General features: G+C 34.3%; 30 protein-coding genes. 6 read left to right on the plus strand and 24 right to left on the minus strand.

What is annotated here, in order from left to right; genetic code table 11:
• Positions 1-36: 36 nt before the first annotated feature.
• The 20 genes from GMD78_RS05770 to GMD78_RS05870 form a co-directional block, all read right to left on the minus strand.
• Entirely contained in the window at positions 37-756 is a 720-nt protein-coding gene (locus GMD78_RS05770) for a nucleotidyltransferase domain-containing protein (RefSeq protein ID WP_155667845.1), read from the minus strand.
• Positions 757-895: 139 nt separating this feature from the next.
• Positions 896-1441, minus strand: coding sequence for a nucleotidyltransferase family protein (locus GMD78_RS05775; RefSeq protein ID WP_343042145.1), 546 nt, complete (start codon positions 1439-1441; stop codon positions 896-898).
• 160 nt (positions 1442-1601) lie between these two features.
• A complete protein-coding gene (locus GMD78_RS05780; protein ID WP_155667849.1) occupies positions 1602-2378 on the minus strand; it encodes a serine hydrolase in 777 nt (258 codons plus the stop codon).
• A gap of 106 nt (positions 2379-2484) precedes the next feature.
• The gene (locus GMD78_RS05785) at positions 2485-2673 is read right to left on the minus strand and encodes a hypothetical protein (protein WP_155667851.1); all 189 of its coding nucleotides are present in this window, start codon (positions 2671-2673) and stop codon (positions 2485-2487) included.
• An 85-nt stretch (positions 2674-2758) separates the two neighbouring features.
• Complete coding sequence (locus GMD78_RS05790) at positions 2759-3310, minus strand: DinB family protein (protein ID WP_155667853.1); 552 nt, start codon at positions 3308-3310, stop codon at positions 2759-2761.
• A gap of 217 nt (positions 3311-3527) precedes the next feature.
• Positions 3528-4007, minus strand: coding sequence for a GNAT family N-acetyltransferase (locus GMD78_RS05795; protein WP_155667855.1), 480 nt, complete (start codon positions 4005-4007; stop codon positions 3528-3530).
• 18 nt (positions 4008-4025) lie between these two features.
• Positions 4026-4598, minus strand: coding sequence for an alpha/beta hydrolase (locus GMD78_RS05800; RefSeq protein ID WP_155667857.1), 573 nt, complete (start codon positions 4596-4598; stop codon positions 4026-4028).
• A gap of 127 nt (positions 4599-4725) precedes the next feature.
• On the minus strand, positions 4726-5499 hold the full coding sequence (locus tag GMD78_RS05805) for a class I SAM-dependent methyltransferase (RefSeq protein WP_155667858.1): 774 nt from the start codon (positions 5497-5499) through the stop codon (positions 4726-4728).
• Between the two features lie 132 nt (positions 5500-5631).
• Positions 5632-6177, minus strand: a complete 546-nt coding sequence (locus tag GMD78_RS05810; RefSeq protein WP_155667860.1) for a DUF1697 domain-containing protein — start codon at positions 6175-6177, stop codon at positions 5632-5634.
• Positions 6178-6417: 240 nt separating this feature from the next.
• Positions 6418-7707, minus strand: coding sequence for an MFS transporter (locus GMD78_RS05815; RefSeq protein ID WP_196493740.1), 1290 nt, complete (start codon positions 7705-7707; stop codon positions 6418-6420).
• Between the two features lie 50 nt (positions 7708-7757).
• The gene (locus tag GMD78_RS05820) at positions 7758-8882 is read right to left on the minus strand and encodes a winged helix-turn-helix domain-containing protein (protein ID WP_155667864.1); all 1125 of its coding nucleotides are present in this window, start codon (positions 8880-8882) and stop codon (positions 7758-7760) included.
• 222 nt (positions 8883-9104) lie between these two features.
• Positions 9105-9893 carry a class I SAM-dependent methyltransferase gene (locus GMD78_RS05830; protein ID WP_196493741.1) on the minus strand — a complete coding sequence of 263 codons (789 nt, stop codon included), beginning with the start codon at positions 9891-9893 and terminating at the stop codon, positions 9105-9107.
• Between the two features lie 97 nt (positions 9894-9990).
• The gene (locus tag GMD78_RS05835) at positions 9991-10452 is read right to left on the minus strand and encodes an NUDIX domain-containing protein (protein WP_155667868.1); all 462 of its coding nucleotides are present in this window, start codon (positions 10450-10452) and stop codon (positions 9991-9993) included.
• A 376-nt stretch (positions 10453-10828) separates the two neighbouring features.
• Positions 10829-11731 carry a stage II sporulation protein P gene (spoIIP, locus tag GMD78_RS05840; protein WP_155667869.1) on the minus strand — a complete coding sequence of 301 codons (903 nt, stop codon included), beginning with the start codon at positions 11729-11731 and terminating at the stop codon, positions 10829-10831.
• A complete protein-coding gene (locus GMD78_RS21720) occupies positions 11721-11984 on the minus strand; it encodes an RNA polymerase sigma factor (protein ID WP_281349682.1) in 264 nt (87 codons plus the stop codon). Before GMD78_RS21720 ends, spoIIP begins: the two co-directional genes overlap by 11 nt.
• Positions 11933-12259, minus strand: a complete 327-nt coding sequence (locus tag GMD78_RS21725; protein WP_281349683.1) for an RNA polymerase sigma factor — start codon at positions 12257-12259, stop codon at positions 11933-11935. Before GMD78_RS21725 ends, GMD78_RS21720 begins: the two co-directional genes overlap by 52 nt.
• Before the next feature lie 243 nt (positions 12260-12502).
• The gene (locus GMD78_RS05850) at positions 12503-12955 is read right to left on the minus strand and encodes a hypothetical protein (RefSeq protein ID WP_155667871.1); all 453 of its coding nucleotides are present in this window, start codon (positions 12953-12955) and stop codon (positions 12503-12505) included.
• Between the two features lie 167 nt (positions 12956-13122).
• Positions 13123-13551, minus strand: coding sequence for an NUDIX domain-containing protein (locus GMD78_RS05855; protein WP_155667873.1), 429 nt, complete (start codon positions 13549-13551; stop codon positions 13123-13125).
• A gap of 698 nt (positions 13552-14249) precedes the next feature.
• Positions 14250-15137 (minus strand): alpha/beta fold hydrolase, encoded by an 888-nt coding sequence (locus GMD78_RS05865; RefSeq protein ID WP_196493742.1) that lies wholly within the window; start codon positions 15135-15137, stop codon positions 14250-14252.
• A 218-nt stretch (positions 15138-15355) separates the two neighbouring features.
• Positions 15356-16552 carry an alanyl-tRNA editing protein gene (locus GMD78_RS05870; protein WP_155667880.1) on the minus strand — a complete coding sequence of 399 codons (1197 nt, stop codon included), beginning with the start codon at positions 16550-16552 and terminating at the stop codon, positions 15356-15358.
• Positions 16553-16800: 248 nt separating this feature from the next.
• On the opposite strand from GMD78_RS05870, the gene GMD78_RS05875 reads away from it, so the two are divergent.
• Positions 16801-17625 (plus strand): hypothetical protein, encoded by an 825-nt coding sequence (locus tag GMD78_RS05875; RefSeq protein ID WP_155667882.1) that lies wholly within the window; start codon positions 16801-16803, stop codon positions 17623-17625.
• Positions 17626-17635: 10 nt separating this feature from the next.
• On the opposite strand, the gene GMD78_RS05880 is transcribed toward GMD78_RS05875, so the two are convergent.
• Entirely contained in the window at positions 17636-18085 is a 450-nt protein-coding gene (locus GMD78_RS05880) for a hypothetical protein (protein WP_155667884.1), read from the minus strand.
• Between the two features lie 108 nt (positions 18086-18193).
• Between GMD78_RS05880 and GMD78_RS05885 the strand changes: the two genes are divergently transcribed.
• On the plus strand, positions 18194-18640 hold the full coding sequence (locus tag GMD78_RS05885; protein WP_155667886.1) for a CBO0543 family protein: 447 nt from the start codon (positions 18194-18196) through the stop codon (positions 18638-18640).
• A gap of 106 nt (positions 18641-18746) precedes the next feature.
• On the opposite strand, the gene GMD78_RS05890 is transcribed toward GMD78_RS05885, so the two are convergent.
• Both GMD78_RS05890 and GMD78_RS05895 read right to left on the minus strand, forming a co-directional pair.
• Positions 18747-19325, minus strand: coding sequence for an MEDS domain-containing protein (locus GMD78_RS05890; protein ID WP_155667888.1), 579 nt, complete (start codon positions 19323-19325; stop codon positions 18747-18749).
• Between the two features lie 37 nt (positions 19326-19362).
• Positions 19363-20178, minus strand: coding sequence for a helix-turn-helix transcriptional regulator (locus GMD78_RS05895; protein WP_155667890.1), 816 nt, complete (start codon positions 20176-20178; stop codon positions 19363-19365).
• A gap of 456 nt (positions 20179-20634) precedes the next feature.
• Between GMD78_RS05895 and GMD78_RS05900 the strand changes: the two genes are divergently transcribed.
• Positions 20635-20814: an aspartyl-phosphate phosphatase Spo0E family protein gene (locus tag GMD78_RS05900; RefSeq protein ID WP_155667893.1), complete on the plus strand. Its 180-nt coding sequence runs from the start codon at positions 20635-20637 to the stop codon at positions 20812-20814.
• A 39-nt stretch (positions 20815-20853) separates the two neighbouring features.
• On the opposite strand, the gene GMD78_RS05905 is transcribed toward GMD78_RS05900, so the two are convergent.
• Positions 20854-21099, minus strand: coding sequence for a hypothetical protein (locus tag GMD78_RS05905; protein ID WP_155667895.1), 246 nt, complete (start codon positions 21097-21099; stop codon positions 20854-20856).
• Positions 21100-21251: 152 nt separating this feature from the next.
• Here GMD78_RS05905 and GMD78_RS05910 point away from each other — a divergent pair, with 152 nt between their 5' ends.
• The 3 genes from GMD78_RS05910 (at position 21252) to GMD78_RS05920 (ending at position 24671) form a co-directional block, all read left to right on the plus strand.
• On the plus strand, positions 21252-22742 hold the full coding sequence (locus GMD78_RS05910) for a glycine betaine uptake BCCT transporter (RefSeq protein WP_155667896.1): 1491 nt from the start codon (positions 21252-21254) through the stop codon (positions 22740-22742).
• Between the two features lie 132 nt (positions 22743-22874).
• Complete coding sequence (locus tag GMD78_RS05915; protein ID WP_155667898.1) at positions 22875-24278, plus strand: DUF5667 domain-containing protein; 1404 nt, start codon at positions 22875-22877, stop codon at positions 24276-24278.
• Between the two features lie 174 nt (positions 24279-24452).
• Positions 24453-24671, plus strand: a complete 219-nt coding sequence (locus GMD78_RS05920) for a YjzC family protein (protein ID WP_155667900.1) — start codon at positions 24453-24455, stop codon at positions 24669-24671.
• The last annotated feature ends 78 nt before the right edge of the window (positions 24672-24749 follow it).

Raw genomic sequence — 24749 nt, forward strand, 5'->3', positions numbered from 1 at the left:
AATATTATCTTGTTTACGTTTTTATAGATTTCAAAATTACTTTTTCCCTAATGAAAAACCTTCAAATAATCGTCCGCCATATGGTTGTAATATTTCATCAACTAATTTGATAACTTTATGTTTTTCACCACTTTTATAATACAGTTCAAAGGCTTCCACATATTGCTCTGCAAACATAACGTCATAGTTTCTAAGTGAGCGAATGACCCATTTAGAGGCACCAATCCACCTATTATTAGTCCTTAATACAAATTCACAAACAAGTTCAGCTAGAGAATTTGCAATAAATATACCCTCAGCCCTATCATTACAACTAATGAAATCATCTAGGGTATCCGTGATAAAGTATCGCTTCGTATGGATCGTTTCTATTGACCATTTTTCTGGCCCTTTTGATAATAATTCATTCGCCTCATCTTTAATAGACTCAATGAACCCATTATCTTTAAGAATGAATCCTTCTGATATCATTCGGGGCAAGGAAGGTCTAGCTCGTTTACAATCACTTTCAAAAAAGGATTGGTACGAACTTAAATTATGAACGAAGACTTCTATCCGCCAATCAAAATCTATGAGTGATTCCCTGTAAGCTGAGTCAATTGCCTTATCAAAAATTACAATATCCAGGTCAGATGTTTCTGTCGCTTCTCCCCGAACAACACTTCCAGCCAATAAAGCCCCATCACACTTCGGAAAGTATTTCATTATAAACTGCCTAGAAGCTGCAATTGGTTCTATCCTATTAAAATTCTCCATAGTTTCCCCTCTATCAAACTCTAATTATACTTATTTGTTCCACAAACACATTTAATTTGTAAATATTTTTCACTTATTTATAATCAATCCTACTGTAGGATTAGCAGCTATTCATTTCAATCCGGAAATAAATTATGTGTTAGTTTAATAGTCTTAGTATTCTTTCTATCAATTCTGTTGGTAATGATTGATTCAGCGCTTCCTCTAACAATTTTGGGTACTTTACCCCTAAAGCTTTTAAATACGTTTCAATCATAGTTGCTTTTTCTCTTTTCCCAGGTATCAACCAATACAAGATGTACCAATCTTCTAGTGAACATAAAGGAATGTCCACCCCATTTATTTTCTTATAATCGACAATTGATTTCTCTGTAAACGATAATTGATAAGCCCCTTCATTATGTTGAATTGCAAATCCACCCATTATATCTATATCAATATCATTAACACTATATTTATTGAAATACTTTGTTCGAAAAGGGGATAAACGTTTTGCTTCTTTCGCATTACCAATGGATGCTATCAATTGATTCAATTGATTTACATCATTTTCATCCACCAAAACATCAATATCATTAGGTTTATCAATCAATTGATAAAAACTAAGTAGAAGTGATCCACCAACCCCCCACGTAATATTCTTCTCATTCATGCTTTTACCTATAACGGATAAAGTTTCTAACACAATTAATTCTCCTATCATCTCTATATTGTAATTTTAAGGTTAAATGGCTTGGACAACTGGGCTTGTTAGTGGATACAAAAAATATCTATTAAAGTTGCGACTACTGTTTAGTATAGTAATGTACCTATAAGTAACAAAACGCTAAATTTAAAAATCCTATTTATCTTTCAGATATGTATTCCTTATTAAAGTATTCAGTGTAAAGTAATTTTATCGCATTTATAATTTTCTCATCTGCGAATGTATTTTCATACCTGTTAGGCAAATTCTTTGCTCCTAAAACATACAATAGTGGATTTCGAGAAAATTCCCCTAGTATTCCAATGTTAACTAGACTATTAGTAAGACCACCTGTCATATGGTTTAAAAAATAAGATGGAATGCCTTCCACCTCACCTTGTTGCCTAACTAAACCATTAATTACAGGAGTCCATAACTCCGGATTTGATTTATATCCCTCAAATATGAAATACAGAAGTTCAAAAACCTGACTAAGTTCTCCATTGTTTTTTAAACTACTTGGATTCCTCGTAATATCTACATTTTCAAAATATGAGTTTGTTATGTGAATAAGCTTTTCCCAACCACCACAAAACTGAATAATACTATTCGCAATAACATTATCATGACAAGCTATCATGACTTCTACAGCATCTTGTAAAAGTAAAGACTCTCTACCTTGAAAGTGAGGGTATAACTCTATGCTATCTTCATTTGGATCAAAACTTATTTCTTCTACCTTATCACTCCAATTATAATGTCCTTCCTCTACTAACTTTACTATACAAAAAGCAATTACAACCTTAGCAGAAGATGCTAATGGTACAGATAATCTTTCATTTACTGAACACACTTTCTCCCTTTTTAAATCAGAATAGATTATAACTCCAACTTCACCTATTTTTATTTCCTTTAATTTTTCAATTACCTTTTGCATGATGGTAAACCTCCTGCTCCATTCGTTTCCTTAACCTTAATTTAATCCTTTAAGAGTTCTTATCCCACTTTCGCTCTCCTTCTTGTAGTTAAAGTTCATTCCTTGGTCAAATATTAAGTTTATCTTCTAGCTCATTTTCAATTTCTTCATTGCTTATTTTTTCTTTATCTTCATCATCCAAAATATGTAGATGTTTACAAATCAATTGTAATTCATACTTAATTGTTGAAAGACTATAGATGATATATAAATTGAACAATATTAAAACAATAACCATACACCACAACATCAACATTGAAATACCTCCATTTTATTTCAAGCTTTAAACTAAAGATGGCAACATTTTTTTCTGTAACTTGTATCCCTTTTTCATTATTTGATTAACGATAATACCTCTTTGTCAAATCAAAATGGTGTTGTTCATGAATAGCTAATAGTTGAATACTTTGGATAATGTTTGGATAGTTGGCAACAGGATCAGGATATCGAATTTGTCCTGCAACATGGTCTTCCATATTAGCGAGTTTTTCTTTCAATTTGTTAGTTTCCATATTGAGTAGATGCTGTACATTTTTGAAATCATATTTCGTGGATAATTTATCTCGCGGAGTTAATACGAAAGGTGCTTTCATTGGGCGTTTCTTTGTTTTACTGTATTCCTCATAAATATTATGTATTTCCGTTTTGTAGGGACGCTCCTTTCTTAAATGAGCGTATGGCAGTACAATAGGAAGATAAATTACAGAAAATCGTTTTACTAGCCTTATCATCAGATAAAGATGAAAGATTGTTTCACCAACTGACCACTTATCCGGTAAAGGTCGTTTCCATGGATTTTCCACCCTCTTAACTATTTGATAATAAAATTCATTTCTCTGACATTCAAGTTGTTCAAAATACAATTGCATGTATGATTTTTTATTGGAATTCAAAACAATCCCCCCAACTTATTTTTTTTAATTCATTAAGTTGCTACACCATCAGAATTGAACCCTCTCATTAACTAATCACTTAATGGTTAAAGAAACACCAACTGTTACGTCATCTAATTCAATACTAACATAATATTCCAAAATTAATATTTAATTTTATATCAAAGTAAAAGACGATCAATGTTGATGATCGCCTAGTTTTATTCCTGTTATTCACCTAAATCAATTGCAAATTCAATATATACTGCTCACCAATCGGTCCATTTTTTTTCTTACCTGTATCTTGAAAACCTACTTTTTTATACAATTGCTGAGCAGCAATATTTTTGTGATTAACAGCTAAAACGATTTCATTACATTGAGGAAATTCTACTGAAACAAACTCCTCTAGTATTTTCATAGCTTGTTTGGCATAACCCTTTCCCTGATGTGAGTGATTAATTGATAACGATGTGAGCAACATAGCATTAGGATTATCCGTATAATCTTTCACCCGTTCCGTTTCATGCAATAAAAAGAAACCCACAGGTTCAGTTTCATGTAGAAGAACAATCCGATGCTGCCCTTTTTTTACGTCCTTAAAGTTTATGGGTAATGAAGTAAACTGTCCTTGTTCTTCTGGAAGTTCAAAAGTATGTAATACATCTACATATTCATTTGAAAAATGTTTTAATGTTATGCAATCCGTTTTTTCCATCTTTTTGTCCTCTCATTGTTATTGTATAATCTCATCTGAACCTAATTTTGCGATATCGTCCACCAGTATAGGTAATCCATTGTGAAACAAGTGTCGCCTGCCTTCAAGTTCCCGTAAGGATGCTTGTGGAAGTTTTTCTGCATAGGTTTTATGATGTGTAAAAGGCACGATTTCTTCGTCATGACTGTGATAAAGGAACAAATTGGGTATTGAGGGTAGTTTTTTTTCAAAATTACTTTGAAGCTGAAAATCTTTCGACTGCCAATCTTCATCTATCCCCCAATATGGTGATGCTATAATAAATAAGCCACTGAAAGTTAGGTCACATGATTCTTCAGAAAGGTACTTTAAAAGAACAGAACCACCTAACGAATGACCAACTAAAACCACTTCTCCGTTTAGCAAATTAAGTTCTTTATCAAGCTGATTCTTCCATAGTATATACTCTGGATTTTCTGGGTTAGGCATCATAGGAAAAACAAATTGATATTTATTTCCAAGTTCTTTTTCTAAATACGATGACAGGTTGTTACTTCCTTGATCCCGTCTTTGGGGACCAGCACTATGAATAAATAGAACAGTCTTTTTCAACTAGGTATCTCCTCTCTTTCTTATGAGATATAAGCTACTATTCCAACAACTTGCTATTTATTTTAATAAAAGAATTCGATTCCTTATTCAATCATGTCCCGCTAGCTAAAAAGAATCATTACACTGATTATATTTTAATCGCCTTAGTTGCAATAAAACATTTTATAAATTTGTCTAACGGTCTACTTCCCCCAAAGTCATCTTCGTATAATCCAGCAATTACAAATCCTGCATCAATTTGTCCTTGAATTTGATCCTCTAATGTATGCCCGAATTCAATGGTATCTTGACCTTCCATATATTTGTTTACTTCTTCTTCGGATAAATTGTCTATTGAGCTTGTCGGAATAGAGTTTTTTACAACTAAATTACCTTTCTTGTCTTCTTCATCATCAAAAATAAATAAAAGTGGATTCGTATAACCTGAAATTAGGATTCCATTGGTTTTTAACACTCTTGCTGCTTCCTTCCATACGGGTCTAACGTCTTCAACAAATAAATTTGACACTGGATTTATGATCATATCAAACTTTTCATCCTCAAAATTAGACAAGTCAGACATATCACCCTGCACGGTTATAAGAGTTAGTGCATCTCTTCTCGCAACCAATTCGTCTTTTTCTAACTGTTTTCTCGATATATCCATAACAGTTACATCAGCTCCTAATGAAGCAAGAACAGGAGCTTGTTGTCCACCACCAGATGCTAAGCACAATATTTTTAGTCCCTTCAGTGACTTAGGAAACCACTCTCTTGGTACTGGTTTACATGTTGTTACTGTAATACTCCATTCCCCATTTTTGGCTTTTTCAATGACGTCTTTTGATACAGCTTGGGTGTAAACTACTCCTTCTTCTACCTTCTTATCCCAAGCATTACTGTTTTGTTTTACTACGTCCATTATTTGTCCTCCACATGGAATTTATGGTTTCATCTTAATCTACCTCATTAGCACAAATTGTTACATAATACACGATTAAACTAATAACACCTTCTTAACTCTTACATCCTAATTCAATTATTATTAGGGGAACTAACCAATTTGAGCTTGCATTAGTTCATATACCTTACGAACGGTGTTGACATTTCTTACCGTAACTTGTTTATAAATCTTTGATCCAACGACCCTTGACATACCGCTTTTTGTTACATTTTTCTTATCAACCGACCATAGGATCGCACCAGGGACGTATTTTACTTTGTCAATATTTGGTTTAATTACCAAGTTTCTAAGTACAGACTCATCATCAATTTCTTCCCATAAAAACATGACATCACTTTTCATGTCTTTGTCATTTTTCCATGTGTCTGGAATCTCATTAACGACTTCTCTGACATTATCGATACTTCGAACTACTACTTTAATTTGTAATCCGAAATCATTTTGTATCGCTTCTTCTAATAAGCGTGATAGTTCAATTTTTGATTTACCATTATATGAAAAAATAATATTACCTGTATTGATGTATGTCATCACATCATTCATCCCAACTCGTTCAAATGTTTGTTTAAGCAACTTCATGTCAATTTTATTTTTTCCACCCACATTAATCCCCCGAAGAAGAGCTATATAGACCATGAACATCCTCCTTTCAAATTTTACTTCTTAATTCCTTATCATTTTCACTTATGCAGCATAAGAAAGCTTTTTTGTCTGCATAGAAAACTTGGCTTTTGCTAAGCCTTTATGAAAAAGGCCATAATTGCACTTATGCAGGATAGGAAATTTATACTTTCCTATCTGCCAAAAGAGACCTTTTAATCATCTTGTTAACTCTTCCACCCGAGAATTTACAGATAATCAACTTCTCTAGCCCCCTTATCCTACATCAACCTGGGATAACTCTTCATGGTCGCTAGAAATGTGTATTGTTTCGGATTTCCATAACTTCTTCTCTAAGGTAATCCCAATTACTCCAATTAAAACGATCGTAACTCCTATCACCTGAAAAATAATAAATACATTAAACCACTGGACAAGAATTCCCCCTGTTATTGGTGCAGCGAGTAAGATGATCCCAGTTAAAGAATTATACATACCTGACATTTGCCCTACTTTTCCTTTGGGACTTTCCATTTGCAAAATATAGCTATGCACAACACTAAATATTCCGACACCAATGCCGACAATTAAGGAAGCGATAATCGGCCATAGAATATTGAAACCCACCTCTAACAAACCATTTATGGTAAATCCACAACCTATTAGAACAATTGAGCTCCCTAAATACCAACCATATTTCCTCACCTGTTGTAACCTGTTTAAAAATAGTATGATAAGTAGTGCACCTAAACCTGCTGACGACATGGCCCACCCTAAAACAGACGGGTTATTTGGATAAACTTCTCGAAACAACACCGCATATTGGGCGTCGACAAACTGAATGGCAGTAAATGCGATCAAAGCGAAACAAAAGCTTATGAAAAGAACCTTCGTATGAAATAACAGATACCAGCCTTCTCTCCATGTTTTCCAAATAGAATCTACTTTTTCCCCGCTCCCATTCTTGTTTGAGTCAGATTGACTGTCCACATTACCAAGCGTTAGCAGGATACATGCGGAAATTAAAAGAGCTACTACATATACGACAAAAATAATCTTTGGTGAAAAAGCTGTTGCTATAGATGCCCCCAAAAAAGGTCCAATGATCTTAGAAAGTTGATTTACTGCTCCGTTTAACGTAACAGCTTTAGTGATCAGATCAGGATCCACTACTTTTCGAATTAATGCCTGTTGAGATGGAAAATGAACGATGGTACATGTGGATCTAATTAGTAGAATCACCAACACCATCCATGGGCTTGAAATTAAAAATAGAATTATAGTTAATACAGCGGTTAAGATATCTGCAATGAGCATAATCTTAACCTTATTGTTTTTATCAACGTATATTCCGGCAAACTGACTGAATAATGCATGTGGGAATGCGTACACAACTGGAATAAGAGCAATAATCCAAGGCTCTGATTGCCAAACATAACTGAACAATAACATAACCGCTATCATATCGAAAAAGCTTCCCATCGTAGAAATTGTATAAGAAATAAACAATTTAACATACGTATGATTTTTCCAAATGGTATGGTTATCATTTGCTTTATTGTTCATATTCATCACCTTCCTTTTTACCAATGTAGGTGATGAATGTCAGAGGAGTATCAGAGAAATTTACGAACTTGATCAGAAATAACTTCTTTTAGATTCCACAAATTCGCTTTCTTATAGTACTTACTTTTCTCCCTTTCGTAAAAATTTATGGTGTCCACATCTACACCTAATTTAGCTAATACTAAATCAAGGACTTGATAAATAAATAAAAAGTAATAAGAATGTCCTGATTGGATAATGATCGTTCGCCCTTCTTCGATCAAGTCTTTTCCCTTAGCCGACTTCCCTTCTGCAATCAGAATCAATCCTTTAATAACATGAAGAACCCCCTGTTCGCGTTGGTAGGGGTGGAGTGCTAAAAGGTTCTCTATAGCAGCAATCTCATCTTTTGTTTTTGCTATTTCATACGTGAATAATAAGATGATTGTTTTCATGATATTTAATAGCGGGAAAAATCCGTGTTTATCATCAAATTTGATTTCGTTAAGACCCTTATGAACAATCTTCATTGATTCATTTGGTTTATCCACTTTCATATACAGCATAGGAAGACTAAAATATTCGATATCCATTTGTTGTTCTTCCACCAGGACCTTACTTCTAATAACTTTTTCATAAATGGAGATTACTTGTTCTGTATCTTCTTCTATATTGGCATATAAGTATAATGGAATAAATTTATTATTAGAAGAATCCATTTTTTGAAGGAGAGATGTAAAGTCACTTTGCAAAAGATATAGGACCGTCTCATACTTTTCATTTAATGAAAAACCAAGCTCTTTATTAGTGATTAACTCTTTTAAAGCCTTGCCATGGCCATATTTGTAGTACATATTAAATAAATGATTTGCTTGCTCGAAAAGTTCTTCTGGCATGGGAACTGGGGATGGTTGTCTCTTCTCATCCACCGCTAATAAGTAACCAAACCCTTTTACCGTCTTAATAGAAACTTTTTCACAAAACGGGGAAAGTTTTTTTCTCAGACGATAAATATGGTCATCCACGGTTCTGTCAGTCGGATCCTCCAATGGCCAAACTGCATTTAAGATATCCTCCCTGGAAAAAGCAATCCCCTTGTTTTTATATAAAAATAACAGTAATAAATATTCCTTCCGCAGTAACACCACCTTCTCCTCGTCACACGTAACACTATAATCTTCCTGGGAAAAAATCATGTCTATTCTCCTTTGAAGTTAATTTTTTACCACAATACAATATGTGACTTTTTATTTCCTCACTTTGAGACCATTCAGATACAAACTTCTTAAACTTTTCATCGTTCAGTGTTCCATCTTCTACAGCACGATTACCATCCAATGGTTCGCCAAAGAAACAAATATGATCTCCACAAAATAACGTTCTACCTTGTTATTTATACTTTAAACCCGTTACAACTTTTAAATCTTTCTAAATCGAAAAATTATAACTGGAGGGATCTCAGACCATTCAAATTTACTATTATCCTGCTCCTTTTTGAAACTAGGTTCTTCTATCCCGTCTAGAACGAAACATGATTCAAAAAATAGGTTCATATAATACGATAAGGAGCGATGAAACATAAAATGTGGCTGAGGTTGCCCTTTTATTCCAATAGCTTTATAGGGTTCAGGAGACAGATATTGTGATAATTGAATACTGTCTTTAGTAATCAAATTTCCATTGATATCTTCCGTTTCATGAATTTTTTTAACGCCAGGTGTCTGAAAGCAAGGATGTGTGATTGAGAAGACCATCTTTCCGTTTGGTTTTAATAACTTATGGAGTGCCTTTATTAATGGGGTGATATCCGCTATATCCATTAAAGCCATATTAGCTACAGCGCTATCAAATCTTTCGTTTCCGAGTTCTAACAAATCGTCATAATTAGTTGCATCGACGACTTTATAGTTAATTTGATTAAAATAATCCTTCGATCTATTTTCTGCTCGCTCTATCATCTTTGAACTATAATCAAACGCGACCACATCTGCTCCTAACTCCGCAAGTCTCCTTGAAAAATTCCCATTACCACAGGCGATATCTAGTATTGTATCGCCTTCTTTAGCCTTTAATAATTTTTCCGTGGATGGCCTTATTAGTTCTCGGTGAAATCTATTACTTCCTTCTCCCATATACTCATCCCAATAGTATGCATTTTGTTCCCATCTCGTTTTCGAATCCTGTGTTAGTTCCTTCCATTCACTCAATTGAGGTCCTCCTTGTAAACATACATAAATCTATTTAAATTGTAACTGCAATACAAATTATTATATCTTTATCATTCATCATTATTGAATTAGAATACTAGTTAATATTTGGGTCATCTAATTTATTGTTTAACGTACTTTCCCAACAAGGTTCTTTATTACCTTTCAGTAAATTATTGATTATCTTTCTCAAGGGATATGGTTGTAATTCTCCTAATTCATCCTCACTACACCAAAAAAACTCTATATGGGGCTCCATTGATTTCGGACTTGTACTTACTTGTAAAATTTCACTATTTATACTAAATATCTGGTTTATTTCACAATTTAATACCCCTCGTTTCATCCATTTATGTTCTACCAATCCAAGGAAATCACTTACCACACAACTAACTCCAAGCTCTTCCCTAACTTCTCTTATTAGCGCATCCTTCGCACTCTCTCCAAATTCAATGTGTCCACCTGGAAGAAACGTATTTTTATAGCCAATAGCGTGAGCGACTAATATTTTATTTTCTTTAGATAATATTCCTCTTGCTAAATGATGAAATGGCTTCATATCACTATCACCTCCACCTACTTTATATTAGTTGAAAGAAAGAGCACGAAACAAATCCTATAAGAAACTCACCTAATCCACTCTTCATACTAATCCGCATATTATGGTCAGTTCCTTATCCATTGATATAGATGGAGGACTAAAACTAGCCCCTGCATTTCTGTTAAATCAACGTACTTCCATACTAACATAATATTCCAAAAATATTATTATATTTTTTCAGAAAAGTTGGTATACGTCAAATACTTACGATGAATGCCTTTGTTACACTTATGCAGAAGAGGGAGCTTATACTTTTGTATCTCCCCAAAATAAAAGACGATCGAGCTGGTGATCGCCTTGTTTTACCCTGGTATTTATTTGAGAATATCCTTATCTATTTTTTTACTACTTGTTCAATTACCTCAGCAAAAGCTTCTGCAGTTCTATAGCCTTCTTCTAATGTATTTTCTACACCTCCAATTAATAATAAAACGGATTGATCTAATAGGTCTTGATTATAGTTATTTTGCTCATCTTTATTTACTGACGAAAATATTGAAATCCCACTTGATAATCCTGGATACATCTCTTCTGTTTTCTCATGCAGGATTTCTGCAAACCTCTGGTTTTCCTCAAAGTTTTCATTTGCACTTGAAACCATGAATGTAATTTTTGCATAATCTACTCCACTAATTTCCTGGGTTGTTACCATCCTCTCATTTGAATCCCTGTGTATATCAAAAGCAATATTTACATTATTATCTTGTAAAGTTTGTTCTAGTACTTCTCTTGATATGGAATATGATTGTTCATAGGGTAATCCACGTTCCACTAATTCATTTTGAAAATCACTTGAATTATGGATGGTGCTGATATTTCTTTTTTCTAATTCCTGGCTTAGTCTATCTCCAATTAATGTTATATTTAGGGTATTGTGGTTAGCATCTTGAGGGGCATCTGCATTAATCTCAGGAATAAACGATTCTTTACTGTGTGTATGGTATATATATATTGAAGACTCTGAACCTGAAAACGGGGCTTGTATGTTGTTTTCTCCAAAGGAATTTATCGTATGGATTGCCGATTCCTTTCCACCAAATAAGAACAACCATGATAGCGTGATCGCAAATAAAACAATGCCACTAGCTGCAAACGATGATCGCTTTACAACCTTTTTTTTGTTGATTCTTTTTGCCTTTTTCATTAGTTTTTTTTCAGTTTCAGAAACGAATTCTTGGTTTGGCTCTAAAGGGTACGTTTCTTTGATCAGTTCAAAGATTTCCTTATCAGTTAGCATTTTTCACAACCTCCCTAACATCAATATTTATTCTTCTTCTAAGATCCTTCAAAGCCCTATGATAATTTACTTTCACCTTAGATTCACTATACTGAAGGATTTCTGCTGTTTCTTTAATGGATAATTCGTTTATCCCCCTCAGTATTACTACAACCCTATAAGTAGGTTTTAACTTTGAAATAGCATCATGGACAAGTTCTTTCAGTTCATTTTGTACCATAAGTTCATTTGGTTCCTTATCATTTGATGGCAATTGTTTAAAGAAAGCATCCTTAAGAATAGAGGTGAATTTTTCTTTCGATAATGATCAATAGCTACATGTTTAGCTATTGAAAAAATCCAGGTTTTTAATTTAGTATCCGTATTATAATTTTCTAAACTATTTAAAACGCGAATAAATACTTCTTGTGTTAAATCTTCCGCATCGTTTCGATCACCAGTAAAACTAATTAGAAATCTATATACATCTAAATAATAATCGTTATAAATACTTCGTATACACTCTTCTAGGTTATCTATATCAAGCATAAATCTCCCCCCTCATTTATGTATTCAATTATAATTCGTATGATGTTCTTGAAAAGTTACAGTGAATTTTATATTTTATTAACCTATAACTCTTTCTTCGTAATAAAGAAGACCACACAGTTAATAACTATACGTGTGGTCCACTTTCTTGCTTTATTTAGCCTTTTACCCATACAAAAAATAAAATCACTTTGAAAAAACAACTACATTTTAGTTCTTTTATTGAACCTCAATAGTTTGTAATCAGCCACCTAAGATACTATCAAACGCTTCTTCCCATAATATAGTGCCTTTTTCATCAAACGCTTCAATTTTCATTTTATCTGGTTCTTCTAAAATTGATTTCCTTTTATATTCAAATATACAGTACCACACAGACATATCATCATTGATTTTGATCATATTCGTTTCATGCATTTGCTCATTTACAAATACTTGTACTGTTTTAATATCAATATTTCTAATCACGCCACCTAGAGAATAGTGATCCGGATCAGTCCCTCCATACCAGTTAATTCCTTCAACTGGATCTAAAGAACCAATTGACAGGCTTTTTATATAGCCTTCTTCTTTTGATGAAACAACTAGATTTGTACCTACCTCGTCTCTTTCAACAGGTTCTACAAAATAATTCGCTATAATTACGAAGGAGATTATGGATGTAATGAAGAGAATTGTTTTTTTATTGTTTTTCAATCCGGTCCCCCCTATTTGAGTCAAAGTGTATTCTCTTCAGGAGCATTACTTCCAAGTAATAACTATAATATCATCAAAAAATGCTTTTCAATTCTTCCTTTAGGAAAGGAGTATCTGCCCTATTTTCTAAAAACTCACAAGTGAGCTTAACAAGGTTAATATATTCATTATGTATCTTCTTTTAACAACATATTTGCTTGTTTTATATTTTCTATTAAATAGTCAGGTAAATCTGTATCGTTTAAAATATCAGGAGTTGTCATCCATAAGACAGCATCCACTTCATCCGTGCTCTTAGCATAAGGATCACCTAATTTAGGGTGACATAGAAACACTATGTCAATGACATGAAGTCCTGAATCCGTAACAAATGAAGAACTATTAACATACTTTAAACCTGTCACTTCTATTCCTACTTCTTCAGCTATTTCTCGGTGTAACGTCCTTTCCAATATATCAGCCGATACACCCTCAATTTCACATTTTCCACCTACAAGAGAAAGGGAACCACCCGCGTGCTCCTCTTTTTTACTTCTTCGTATTAAGAGCCATTTGCCATCTCGATAAATTGCACCTTCCACATTTACTATAAACATAGAATCCCCCTAAAAATTGGCGTTATCATAATTAATAACTTCGAATAATTACTTACAGTTTTTTTATGTAACTCTGTATATCAGTATCTATCAATTCGATAGTTCTAGTTGTTGATTACTTACAGTTTAGATAAAGCCTTATTAACATCATTCCATTCGTAAACAAGAAGGTTCAACTCGGCACCACCAACAGTAAAAGCAGAACTCCGTATTTTTTTATGAGGCACACCCGTTTCTATAATAAATTTGGTTTTCAATTTGAATGCGATTATCTCATGTTGCATGAATAAAAATAGATATAGGTATTTTTCTTCTTCAATAGAAGAAGCAGAATACCTGTTACTTTTATCTCACAAAGTGATTATTCTTTCTTTTCCTTTCACTATACGTAAGATCTCAGAAACTGCCATTGCAATACTAGCATTGAGCATCCAAACAATGTCCAGACTAACCCCATTCCATCAAAATCTCCCAAGAAATTCAATACAAATAAAATAAAGTGCAAATATTATTAGTCCAAATATAAATAAGAATATCTACAAAACTATACCTCCATTAAACTGTTTCAATAGTTGTAAAATATCTTTTCATTATATCTATAATTTATGATAGTACATTTTTGATCATTTTTTATCGGTCAGCTGTGGACACCTTGTATATAAAAAAGAGGCTGCTTTGTTCAATTCTCCTATTACTTATTACAGGAAGGCTTTCACCTGTTCCAGAAAATTCTCTTCCTCTTCGATATGTGCGTAGTGAGAAGAATTTGGAAACTCTATGTATTTACTATTTTTTATATTAGACATAAACAATTCCGCTTGTCCTACTGAAATTCCATCATACTTTCCACTTAAAATAAGTGTTGGACAATTTATTTCCTTCAATCTTTCACAAATATTATAGTTAGACATTTCTTTATTTCTCTCTGGATCCCATATTAATTGATTTGTTCGTGTGTCTTTATCTTTTAGTGATTCCGATAAATACTTTGGATACTCAACTCTACAATAATAAAGGCTGTTATATTTATTGATGAATCCTTCCATTTCATCTTGAGAAATTTTTATCCCTTCATTCATTCTCTTGTCAAACTGTTTTAAGTCATCCGGAAAGTATTCTTTTTTAAACTTTTCTCTTTCCTTAAGACAGTGCTCCCAATCAGCAATCCCGCTGTGTAAAATTAAACTTCGTATGCTTTCCGGATATTCTAAAGCAATATGGACTCCCAAAATCGTCCCCCAAGAATGACCCAAAATATGAAATTTAGTTATTCCTAATTCCGTGACAACCGAATTAAATTGTTCCAAAAAATCTTTTATGTTTAATGAATGGAAATAGTTGGACCTTGTCGAGTTTCCACTACCTATTTGATCATAAGCAATGACTAGTCTTGTTTCAGCTAGTTTTAATAATGGAGTTAATGTCTTAAATGAGAGCCCAGGTCCCCCTGCCAAAAGAATAATTGGAGTATCATCTAATTGTGGAGATCTAGGTGAATGAATTTCATAGTAAGTCTTGTAGTTTTTACTCTCTATAAATCCTTCTTTTCTATTAATCAAGTCAAAATAAATACTATTATCATACAAGTAAGATCCCTCCAAATCTAAAAAACTTATAAAAATAGTTTAATAATTACATATTTCAATAATAACATAACATTCCGACAATATAAGCAAGGAAAGGGTGATCTCTTTTTGGTGAAAAGTGCCTGTGTTTACTTAGTAAAAAGACTACTAATTGCGTATTTAGTAGTCTTTTTGTGTGTTATAGACCTAGACCTGCTATCACCTTTTGGTGTTTATTTCTAGATACTCTTCACTAACTTCTCCATTAACCCTTCAGCAGATACTAATTTATCTCCGCCACCTTGTGCAATCGAATCTGTTCCTCCGCCTTTACCGTTAATTATAGGTAGAACTTGTTTCACTAACTGATTCATGGATAAAGACAGATCTGATCCTTTCGCACAAACCATTTGTAGCTTTTGAACATTTTCATTTACGAATAACACGACAGTATCATTCGTATTGGCAACGATCACCTTTGCTAGGTGCTGAAGCTCTGGAACTGGTCGATTTTGAAAGACCGCTTGAACCATTTTTTGACCATTAATAAGCTGTGCTTGTTCAAGCAATGCTTTTGCCTCGTACTTGATCAAATGCATCTTTAAATCTGTAATTTCTTTTTCATACTGCTTTGATTGCTGTAATACTTGGTTTGCTGCTTTCTCCAAGTTTTCTTGTGGAGCACTTAATAATGAGGTTAAACCTTGGATTACTTGGTGTTTTTCAGAAAGTTGTTTCATAACTCTTTTCCCGCAAACGAAATATACTCGAGTTTTTTTCTTCTGTTTTTCCCAATGCAAGACTTTAATTGCGCTTACTTGTCCAGTTGTACTCGGGTGTGTGCCTCCGCAACCATTATAATCAAACTCAGGAATAATAACGAGACGAATATTTTCCGATACAGACAATTCTTTTCTCAGTTTATAATTGGAAAGCTCCTCTTCTGTAACCCATTTGGTTTCGATTGGACGATTATCCAATATCATATCATTTGCTAGGTTCTCGACACGAGTTGCTTCTCCTTCTGAAAGGTTCGCTACATCCAGATCAATGGAACATATTTCTTTTCCTAAATGGAAACTAGCCGTCTTATAATCAAATTCCTCAACAAATGCTGCAGACAATATATGCTGTCCAGCATGTTGTTGCATATGGTCAAAACGCCGCTCCCACTCTATTTCTCCCGTACACATTGTATCAATTTCGATTGGTTCTTCGGTAAAGTGCCTAATTTCCCCCTCAATTTCCTCTACTCCGTATACATTTATATCGTTTAACATCCCTAAGTCATGAGGCTGTCCGCCACCCGTTGGATAAAAAGCTGTTTGATCTAGTACGACATAATAGCGCCCTTGATCATCTATTTCTGATTTCAATACATTTGCTGTAAATGATGTAATGTATTGGTCTTGATAATATAATTTTTCTGAATTCATCTGTTTCACGCACCTTTTAATCTGAGGTTTAACTGTTTGAAGAAGAATATTTCTCCCCTACCTCTTCTCATCATCCAAATGTAGAATACCATAAGATACTCTGTTTATCATAGCGGTATTGTCGGTGCCTGTCACTTGTCGAAATTCGACAAGTGACAGGCACCGACAGGGCTTTGTGGGTTAGTTTTAAGAAAATGGGTGAAACTATTTTTAGTTTAGTTTTAGTTAGTGAGAGGTGGGTTGAGATCATGTTTCCAAACTACTTTTGGTATGTTGCTTTACTGACCATCAGTCTTATTGCCTTAGTTATTGCTGTAATAAAGCATCCTACCAAGAAAAGATTATTTCAAACCTATTTTTTTATTACTGGACTAGCCTACTTCGTTGATTACAATATACTAGTGATATTCAATGCATATGATTATCACCCAAACCTAGCTGAACATCCATGGCTAGATACGACATTTGGATCAATTTTTTCTCAAGGAATTTCTGTACCAATTGCCGCCACTATAATAGCAGGATTTAATTTAGGATTTATTACTATGCTTTTGACTGCATTTGGATTTATGGGAATAGAAGAATTATTTCGTTTCTTAGGTATTTATGAACATCACTGGTGGAAAACATGGTATACTGGTATTCTTTTGCTTATTGCGTTTTCGTTCGCAAAGGTTTGGTACCAATTATTAGCAAATCCGTCTGCTACGACAAAATTTATTACAATATATATGACATTAATTGTTTACACCAATACGTTACGTTTTTTTATGCTTTTACTATTCTCTACTCATTTATATAAAATGGGCTGGTTTGAAGATCCAATTAGAGACCATATTGCTGGGAACGCACTACTGCTGTTCATTTATTCAGTTCCTGTTACAGTAGTTGTATTACAATTTAGTTGGATCTGGATTTTATTTATTCTCATCATAGAAATCGTGATGGACTATACACTTATTGGGATAGGAGTAATAGAGCTTGCATCCTATTGGAACCCTTTTTACTTTGCTTTTCTACTTTTGACCACTTTAATAGGGGTTAGGTGGCTTTATGTAAAATGGTTTCCGTGACATCGGTATATTAATCTTCATGGAGTACACCGAACCTTTTCTTAGCTCCCATCCAAGGGCTTACATCGCGCCATTTCAGATGTTTAGCTGATATGTATGTTACTTCTTGATTAACCTCTCCCGGTTTCCAATCCGGGTAGTCTGTCCAATAATAGCTTCCATCCTGCAAGAAAATAACAGCATCTAAAATAATCGAGTCATGATTTTCAGAACTTGGACGAAGTTGGAATTGCGTTACACCTTCAAATAGCAACTCTATTGCTGATGGTTTTTCACCCTGCCTTTGAAAGAGCATCCGAATCGTGGTATCAAGCCCCGTTGATATTCCCATGGATAATTCCTTATTAACATAGCTATCGGTGTGCATTATTAATTCCTTTAGACAACTATCATGAAAATAATTAAATTTATTCAATAGTCCATCTATATCTTCTTCCGCATTTACTTCTATCCATTCCATACGATCACCTACTCTAATTAATTTCGAATTCCGTAATAATTTTATAGTCTCCTGGAGAATATATCAATAACAAAATCCAATCGACTATGTATATAAAGGAAGTGTTGCATGGCATTTTTACTTATATCAGCAGTTGTTTTCATTATAGTAGCAATTTTGGTTCCAAAACGATTAACCCGTTCCGAACAATATGCAGTAGCTTTATTTTCAATTGTGTTAGGACTTGTAACGGACATTGTACTGGACCTTAAATATCATGTTTATGGTTATTTTTTACCTGGGGTCCAATTCGTTGGCTTTATACCTTCGTTAACTTTATTTCCAACAGCTGGTATTGTGTATATGAATTTCTTTCCATATGATCGAGGGCTATCGTATAAATTGTTATATACCTTTTATTGGTCCATCTTTTGTCTTTTCTTTGAGTTTTTATCTGTTCAATCCGGTTACTTTTATCACAACGGCTGGAAATATTGGCATTCTGCACTAACCTACCCAATCCTACTATGGGTTTTAGTCCAACACTTAAAAATCTACAGGTGGTACACCAACTAACCTCCTATTCGACAAGTGCCAGTCACTTGTCGAAAGTCGACTGGTGACTGGCACTTGTCAGGTCTTATAGATAAAATAAGCATACCTCCCCAAAAGGAGATATGCTTTATTTTTTGGATTGTATTCTTTTTTTGTTGTAGAGAGAGGAATGGACGAATTCTTCGTCGGTCATGATATATTCATGGCTTCTCATCAAATTAGTTTGAATCTCTGCTGAAACATTAGTAGCATCATAAGCACAGACACACATATAGCCAACTTCTCCAATACAACCATCAGCTAGTCCTTCATATTGATCAAGCTTATTCGCAATGTCTTTTTGGTCCTTCCATTTGACATGTGACCATGTACGAAAATCAACATCTTCATCCAAAAATGGTTGAATCAGATCCATAGCATGATTCAAAATACTTTCGATATTGAAATCACCGTAACTCCTGTAAAACGAGGAATTATCATAATGGTGAATGTATTTTTTACCCGCTTCTGAAACATTCATTTTTTGGAGTGCCTTATTTAACACTTCCGCTTGTTCAATAATAATAAGATGTTGGCCCTGTTCCAGTCCTGTTTTAATATAAGCCATTAAGTTTTCCAAATAGATCCTTTCATTTTCAAAAAAATAGACGATATGCGAAGAACTAGATACCTCTATATATCTAGTTAATGGTATCGTTTTTGACATTAAACCACTCTTTCTTTTTTTGTCTTAACTCAGATGATTAGACTTCCTCTTGCAAATCAAAGGAAGGAAGTATATTTGAACTATTAGAGAATTGGTAAAATGGTGAATCAGCAATTTCAAAATCAGTCATTAAATAAGGGTATTTTCTCATCATCTTAATATGCGAAACTGCTGAAACTAGGGATGCATTATACGATCGAACAAATAGAATCTTTTTCATTTCGAGTAGATTTTTACTGTCTTTCATATGTTTTTGTATGTTACACAACCAGTCATTATCACAATATTGTTTTTCATTTAACCAGATACGAATAGATCTTTCCGGCTTCATTTTCCATAATAATTCATGGAAATACTTGGCTAAATGTTCTGGTTCATCGTTCATAAGCTCTTCCATATCAATAAAACATATAAAATTCTCTAGTTCTTTATCTTTTAAGATAGGTTGAAGGCTTTGACGAATATGATTCAAATTCATAAAGTAATCGATAACGATGCAAAAGCTGCTTTTTTGTACACCTGTTAAGATAAATGAAATAACGTGTTGGTAGTATAATTTAAAATTATTGTATAGATATAATACCTCACTAAACTCATTATTTCGAAAGAATTCAGGTATTTCACCATTGGATAGGTTAGATTGAAAGGAGCTTTCATTAGTGTCATTCTGAAAGAACAGAATTGGATCAAAATCTAGCACCTTAGCTATATTGGTTGCAACTGTGTGACTGGGATTCCGCTTTCCAGTTTCGATTTGTGAATAATAGCCTCGATCTATAAAAGCAAAATTAGCAACTTGAGCTTGCGTTAACTTCTTAGTTACTCTAAATTGAATCAACCATTCTCGTTTCATAACTCCCCCCTCCAATCCACCGTGAAAATAATAAAACGTTACCATTCCTTTTTATATTGATTTAAACATAAGTAGTTGATGTCGCGATATGGTAATTATTTACTATTGTTACCATTCATAAATCATTTTTCGTTCATATTTTAATAGTTTATCAGTTATTCATGTCATTGAGTGTGGCTAGTTGCCACAACTTATAGGTATTTAGTTTGGTATATGATTATAATGGGGAAAAATTAAGCATATAGCCTCATCCTATATTTAAATAATGTTGGTTTATTTCCTTTATTTGGGAAAAAACAAGAGAGTTTAGTCCCTATATGTTTAAAAAGTTTTAAAAAATTAGTGGCTAATTGCCACATATTAAGACTTTATTAAATTATTTTATTAAAATTAAATTCGCATGACTTTTTAAGTTGAATTGGCAAAATAGTGCCATAATGATAGGAGCGTTACAAAATGGTAAACAAAAATAAGGATGAGTTGTTAAATCAAGTTCAAAAGAAAAAGAAAGAAATGATTGAAATTGGACTTGAAAAAGGATTACAACATGATGAAACCCTTTTAATTAGCCAGCAATTAGACAAATTAATTTTTAAAGCCCAAAAACAACAGGTTAATAAACCATCAGAAAATTAATTCATTTACCTGTAATCATCTGTAGGGTGATTACAGGATTTAATTTGTGATATCCACTCCATAATCCTTTTCCAGTATTCTATATATTTCCTTTAACTTTGGTTTCTTCGCAATAATGCTTCTTGCATTATAGGATAAGTTTATTACTTCTTCATTTTGTTCTTCCTTAGATAATCCTTTTTGATAGTGATAAGTGTCGTAGAGTGTGTGATCCAATAGCTTTAAAATAGAGTATTGAGTTTTTAAAGCCTTTACCAATAACGCTTCTTTTTGATCTATGTTCATTGTCCCCTCCTAAGCCCTAGTTCTTGCTTTTAAGTATACGCTTCTCTAGTTCATTTCTCAATTTCTTACTACTGTATAGACTGTTCCATTTAAGCAATACTAACATCAATGTCTGTGGGTTGTTAGTAATTTTTTTTAGAAAGGGGAATACCATGAAAAGGGTTACTTCCGTATTTTGGATTACACTGGCAATTACTTTATCCATATCCATTTGGGGAGTATTTGCTCCAGAAAATTTTGAACGTATCTCTAGTGAGTTAATGGGGTATATTTCTACTCACTTTGGTTGGTATTATTTATTAATTGTGACACTGTTTGTCATATTTTGCTTATATTTAATCATCAGTCCTTTCGGCAAAATTAGGCTAGGAAAGCCAAACGATAGGCCTGATTTTAGCTATACATCTTGGTTTGCTATGCTTTTTAGTGCTGGTATGGGGATTGGACTTGTGTTTTATGGAGTCGCTTCGCCAGTATCCCACTATTTAAAAACTCCTCCTATTGCCGAACCAGGCACGAGAGAAGCGTTGGAGGATTCATTGCGTGTTACCTTCTTCCATTATGGTATTCATGCATGGGCAATTTACGCAATCATTGCTTTAATTCTAGCTTACTTTACATTTCGTCACGGAAAACGTGGCTTAATAAGTGTGACACTTGAACCGCTATTTGGTGACAAAATGGATGGAGTCTGGGGAAAAACGGTTGACATACTTGCAGTTTTTGCAACTATTGTTGGCGTAGCTACTACATTGGGATTTGGTGCCGCACAAATTAATGGAGGATTTACCTATCTGCTTGGCATCGAAAGTACATTCTTTGTCCAGCTCCTAATCATTTTAATAGTAACTGTTTTATTTATGATTTCAGCATACACAGGACTTAGTAAAGGGATTAAATATTTGAGTAATGTCAACATGATTTTAGCTACGACGCTATTTGTTATTACGCTGCTGTTAGGACCCACTCAATACATTTTAGACTCGTTAACGGATTCATTAGGTGCCTATATTCAAAGTCTCCCAACGGAGAGCCTCCGCCTATCGCCTAATAACGAAGCAGAAAATCAGTGGGTGATCGATTGGACAGTCTTTTTTTGGGCTTGGTGGATTGCTTGGGCGCCATTTGTTGGAATATTTATTGCCCGGATATCTAGAGGACGTACGATTCGTGAATTTTTATTAGGTGTGTTGATTGTCCCTTCTGTTGTAGGTTTTCTATGGTTTTCAACCTTTGGTATATCTGGAATTGAGGCGCAAAATAACGGGGTAGATATTGCTGGTCTACCTGATGAACAAGCTTTATTTGGATTATTTGATACGTTCCCATTTAGTGTTTTGTTATCAGTGCTTGCTGTAATTCTGATTAGTACGTTCTTTATAACCTCTGCCGATTCTGCAACTTTTGTTTTGGGAATGCAAACAACTAATGGATCCTTATCACCAGCGACATCAGTAAAATTTGTTTGGGGATTCTTTCAATCGGCAATTGCAGCAGTCCTACTTTTCACTGGTGGACTAACTGCGCTACAAAACGCATTAATCGTAGCAGCACTACCATTCTCGTTCATCATGATCATCATGATTTTCTCCTTCCACAAAGCACTACTAAAAGAAAAACTAAAGGAAGATAAAGCAAAATAGGTACCTTTGACAATGGGGAAATGAGAACTAAGAAATGGGATATAGAAAATGGAAAAATAAGGGAGGTGCCTGTCACTTGTCGAAAGTCGACAAGTGACAGGCACCACTCGAATAGAACTGGAGGTAGATTGCGTGTATTTTCATAGACATGAGCTTAATCCAAAGGGTGATGCGTATGAGGTTATTTTATACTTAGAGCCTCATCAATCACTTGAGGAATATGCAGAAGAATTTGGTCTATCCATGAAAGCGGAAGAAGATATCAATCGCATTGCAATTGGATATGTTAAAAATACGTTTCCGACATTACCAGTGAAAGCTATAAAAGTCATGATGGGTGGCGCATTAGTTACAACAATTATGTTTGGCGGAGTGACTCATGCTTTTGCAGAAGAAGATAATGATATAACTCTTGAAACTGAAACACCTGCTGCAGATGAATTTGGAATTACCATTACAGAGGATGACACGGATATTGAAGACCTAGAAGGTGAACCTGTTCCAGAGGATCCTCCTATCGATGAAGGTACAACAGCTGAAGAAGAGGTTCCATTCGATGAACCAGGACTCATCCCAGGTGATTTCTTCTACTTTGTGGAAATTATTGCAGAAAAAGTCCAATTAGCACTTACCTTTGGAGATACAGCTAAAGCAGAGTTGATGTCCAAGTTTGCTAATGAACGAATTGCAGAGGCAAACGAATTATTTAGCCAAGGTGATACAGACGGAGCCATTGTTCTACTAAATAGAGCACTGGAAAGTCAGCAATTGGCCCTTGATTATGTAGCTGATGAAGCGGAAACAGAGGGTACGACTGGATCAGATGAAGAAGATCCGATACCAGAAGAATTAGAAGGTATTACTCCCGAGGAAGATGAAGTAACAGAAGAAGATGTGGATAAAGCTGAAGAACCTGTTGAAGATGTACGTGAAGAGTTACAAGTCCAATTCAGCAAGAATGTTACTGCTCTTTTACTTGCAATGGAAAAAGTAGAAAACCCTACAGCGAAAGCGGCTCTCGCAAAGAATGTGGAAAAAGCCTTTGCTAGGATGGAAAATAAATTAGAAAAGATGCGTAGTATTGAAGAACAGCTAGCTAGTGATGTAATCGTCGATGATGATGTGGAGGAATTAAGAAGTGTTATAGAATCAGATCAGGTTGAATTTGATGCTGGGATGGATGAAATAGAAGAAAAAGACGCAGAAGATAATACCGCTGTGGGAAAGAAATTTCAAGAGAAATCCACTTATGTGCCTTCTCTGGCCAAACAAGATACAGAAATGGCGCAATCGGTGCAACAAAAAGCACAAGAAAAAGCAACACAAGGGAAACAAACTAGTCAAGAAGTAAGGCAAAATAAGCAGCCTGAAACAAAACCACCAGTCCCAAACACAAATGCGAAGAAAGAAGCTAAACAGGAAAATACAAATAATCAAGATACGCCTGCAAACGAAAAAAACAAAGGGAATGTGGACGCCCCTTCCCAAGCAGCCAACTCAAAGGAAAAAGCCAAAGGAAAAGGAAACAAAGAGTGATTAGAAATTGATTGAAGAGTTAGCCCCGCGATGCCACGGTGCCTGTCACTTGTCGAAATTCGACAAGTGACAGGCACCGACAGGAAGGAACTGACAGATTCTTCCCTATTCTTTCCATTCATAGACACTTATGAATTCCTCATACTAATAATGATTAAAAAAGGAGGAATCAGAATGGGAGAAATTAGTCAATTTAAAGGTGGGGAAAAGGCACCAAATAATGGAGTTTACATTGAAGTAGGCGAAACTGGAAGTGGTGTTAAAAAACCACAACAAGTAACCATGCATGCAGGTGAAAAATTCCCAGAAACCTCAAATAATGATCGTGTATGGAAAAATAAACGCAGCCTATCTCACCCAAGCCCACAAAACAGCAGACATACTTCCAACTAATCAAAGATATTGGACTGCCCTTTGTCGGTGCCTGTCACTCCTCGAAATTTGTCGAATAAAAAAGGGGTGCCTGTCATT

This window comes from Ornithinibacillus caprae, from assembly GCF_009728145.1.
Classification (GTDB): Bacteria; Bacillota; Bacilli; order Bacillales; family Amphibacillaceae; genus Ornithinibacillus; species Ornithinibacillus caprae.

What these genes read in the sequence shown, in the direction of transcription:
- GMD78_RS05770 (WP_155667845.1), bottom strand. Translation starts at nt 756, where the DNA reads ATGGAGAATTTTAATAGGATAGAACCAATTGCAGCTTCTAGGCAGTTT.
- GMD78_RS05780 (WP_155667849.1), bottom strand. Translation starts at nt 2,378, where the DNA reads ATGCAAAAGGTAATTGAAAAATTAAAGGAAATAAAAATAGGTGAAGTT.
- GMD78_RS05785 (WP_155667851.1), bottom strand. Translation starts at nt 2,673, where the DNA reads ATGTTGATGTTGTGGTGTATGGTTATTGTTTTAATATTGTTCAATTTA.
- GMD78_RS05795 (WP_155667855.1), bottom strand. Translation starts at nt 4,007, where the DNA reads ATGGAAAAAACGGATTGCATAACATTAAAACATTTTTCAAATGAATAT.
- GMD78_RS05805 (WP_155667858.1), bottom strand. Translation starts at nt 5,499, where the DNA reads ATGGACGTAGTAAAACAAAACAGTAATGCTTGGGATAAGAAGGTAGAA.
- GMD78_RS05810 (WP_155667860.1), bottom strand. Translation starts at nt 6,177, where the DNA reads ATGGTCTATATAGCTCTTCTTCGGGGGATTAATGTGGGTGGAAAAAAT.
- GMD78_RS05815 (WP_196493740.1), bottom strand. Translation starts at nt 7,707, where the DNA reads ATGAACAATAAAGCAAATGATAACCATACCATTTGGAAAAATCATACG.
- GMD78_RS05820 (WP_155667864.1), bottom strand. Translation starts at nt 8,882, where the DNA reads ATGATTTTTTCCCAGGAAGATTATAGTGTTACGTGTGACGAGGAGAAG.
- GMD78_RS05835 (WP_155667868.1), bottom strand. Translation starts at nt 10,452, where the DNA reads ATGAAGCCATTTCATCATTTAGCAAGAGGAATATTATCTAAAGAAAAT.
- spoIIP (WP_155667869.1), bottom strand. Translation starts at nt 11,731, where the DNA reads ATGCTAACTGATAAGGAAATCTTTGAACTGATCAAAGAAACGTACCCT.
- GMD78_RS21725 (WP_281349683.1), bottom strand. Translation starts at nt 12,259, where the DNA reads ATGCTTGATATAGATAACCTAGAAGAGTGTATACGAAGTATTTATAAC.
- GMD78_RS05855 (WP_155667873.1), bottom strand. Translation starts at nt 13,551, where the DNA reads ATGTTTATAGTAAATGTGGAAGGTGCAATTTATCGAGATGGCAAATGG.
- GMD78_RS05870 (WP_155667880.1), bottom strand. Translation starts at nt 16,552, where the DNA reads ATGAATTCAGAAAAATTATATTATCAAGACCAATACATTACATCATTT.
- GMD78_RS05875 (WP_155667882.1), top strand. Translation starts at nt 16,801, where the DNA reads ATGTTTCCAAACTACTTTTGGTATGTTGCTTTACTGACCATCAGTCTT.
- GMD78_RS05880 (WP_155667884.1), bottom strand. Translation starts at nt 18,085, where the DNA reads ATGGAATGGATAGAAGTAAATGCGGAAGAAGATATAGATGGACTATTG.
- GMD78_RS05885 (WP_155667886.1), top strand. Translation starts at nt 18,194, where the DNA reads ATGGCATTTTTACTTATATCAGCAGTTGTTTTCATTATAGTAGCAATT.
- GMD78_RS05890 (WP_155667888.1), bottom strand. Translation starts at nt 19,325, where the DNA reads ATGTCAAAAACGATACCATTAACTAGATATATAGAGGTATCTAGTTCT.
- GMD78_RS05895 (WP_155667890.1), bottom strand. Translation starts at nt 20,178, where the DNA reads ATGAAACGAGAATGGTTGATTCAATTTAGAGTAACTAAGAAGTTAACG.
- GMD78_RS05900 (WP_155667893.1), top strand. Translation starts at nt 20,635, where the DNA reads ATGGTAAACAAAAATAAGGATGAGTTGTTAAATCAAGTTCAAAAGAAA.
- GMD78_RS05905 (WP_155667895.1), bottom strand. Translation starts at nt 21,099, where the DNA reads ATGAACATAGATCAAAAAGAAGCGTTATTGGTAAAGGCTTTAAAAACT.
- GMD78_RS05910 (WP_155667896.1), top strand. Translation starts at nt 21,252, where the DNA reads ATGAAAAGGGTTACTTCCGTATTTTGGATTACACTGGCAATTACTTTA.
- GMD78_RS05920 (WP_155667900.1), top strand. Translation starts at nt 24,453, where the DNA reads ATGGGAGAAATTAGTCAATTTAAAGGTGGGGAAAAGGCACCAAATAAT.